The following is a 1,295-nucleotide window of genomic DNA, read 5'->3' as shown; positions in this document are numbered from 1 at the left end:
CTAGGGCCTGTTTGGGATTGGGTCAGCGTCGGCTGATCCAGTCCAGGACGTCGTCGGCGATGACGGTCGGTGCGGCGGCGGTGGTCTTGGCGCGTTCGTCGGTATCGGGGTCGTAGCGGTGTAGTTCGTAGCCGCCGAACGCGCCGACCTTCTTCGAGATGGAGAAGAACCAGTCGGCGTCGTCGACGGGCGGATGGACGACGATGAAGGTGTTCTCGTTGTCGTTCAGGTCGTCGATCAGACCGATCAGGTCAGCGCGGGTCGGGTTCGGCAGGCGGGTGCCGCCCTCGGCGTCGGCGTAGAACTCCACGGGCTCCAGGATGCCAGTCCTCAGGCGGCCTTCACCAACGCCCGGGCCCAGTCGTCGATCACCGCGACGGTCACGGTGGACTCGTAGCGCAGGGCGAGCTTGTCGAACCGGGTCGCGACCGCCCGCCAGCGTTTGAGCCGGTTGAACATGCATTCCACGGCGTGCCGCTGCTTGTAGTCCTCGTAGTCGACCTTCGGCGGACGCCCGCCCTTGGAGCCCTTCTTCAGCCGGTGGGCGGCGTGGTCCTTCTTGTCCGGGATCGTCGCGCGGATGCCCCGCCGGCGCAGCAGAGCCCGGTTGCCCGCCGAGGCGTAGGCCTTGTCACCGCGGACCCGGGCCGGGCGGGTGCGCGGGCGTCCCACCCCACCAGGACGCGCCACTCGGACCTGGTCGAGCACCGGCTTGAACTGCGGGCTGTCACCGCGTTGCCCGGCCGTGACGACCATGCCCATCAGTTTCTGTCCCTGCTCCGCGGCGGCGTGGACCTTGGTCGTCCACCCGCCGCGGGACTTGCCCAGCCCGTGATCGGCTGGCTCCTTGCGGGTCGGGCCGTGTGGCGGCTGGACTTGCGCGTCCGGGTCCCGGCGGGCGCCGGCTGCGTGCTGATGAGCACGAGCGATCGTGGAATCGATGTTCAGGTCCCACTCGATCAACCCAGCCGCGTCCGCCAGGGTCCGTAACCGGTCGGCGAGCAGGTCCCACGACCCGTCCAGCTGCCAGTCCCGGAACCGGTAGTAGACGCTCTCCCACGGCCCGTAAGCGTCCTCGGGAACGTCCCGCCACGGGCAACCCGTACGGGTCCGAAACCGGATCCCGTCCAGCTGACGACGCAAGTCCCGCGGCCTGCGGCCGCGGGACTTGACCGGCAGCAACGGTTCCAGCACCGCCCACATCTCGTCGGACAGGTCATGGCGTCGCGCATCGCTCACGACCCCGCATCATGCCGAACCAGCAGGTCAGGACCACAATCCCAAACAGGCCCTAG

General features: G+C 68.9%; 2 protein-coding genes. Both read right to left on the bottom strand.

Going from position 1 to position 1,295, the window contains the following annotated elements; genetic code table 11:
* Positions 1–22 precede the first annotated feature (22 nt).
* Positions 23–310, bottom strand: coding sequence for a hypothetical protein (locus AB0F70_RS27440; protein ID WP_357456514.1), 288 nt, complete (start codon positions 308–310; stop codon positions 23–25).
* 20 nt (positions 311–330) lie between these two features.
* Positions 331–1,239, bottom strand: a complete 909-nt coding sequence (locus tag AB0F70_RS27435) for an IS5 family transposase (protein WP_357456511.1) — start codon at positions 1,237–1,239, stop codon at positions 331–333.
* Between the last annotated feature and the right edge of the window lie 56 nt (positions 1,240–1,295).

Origin of the sequence: Promicromonospora sp. NPDC023805 (genome assembly GCF_040639635.1) — a bacterium.
Taxonomy (GTDB): domain Bacteria; phylum Actinomycetota; class Actinomycetes; order Actinomycetales; family Cellulomonadaceae; genus Promicromonospora.
The sequence above is the reverse complement of the archived record's forward strand: the minus strand, read 5'-3'. Positions and strand labels throughout refer to the sequence as shown.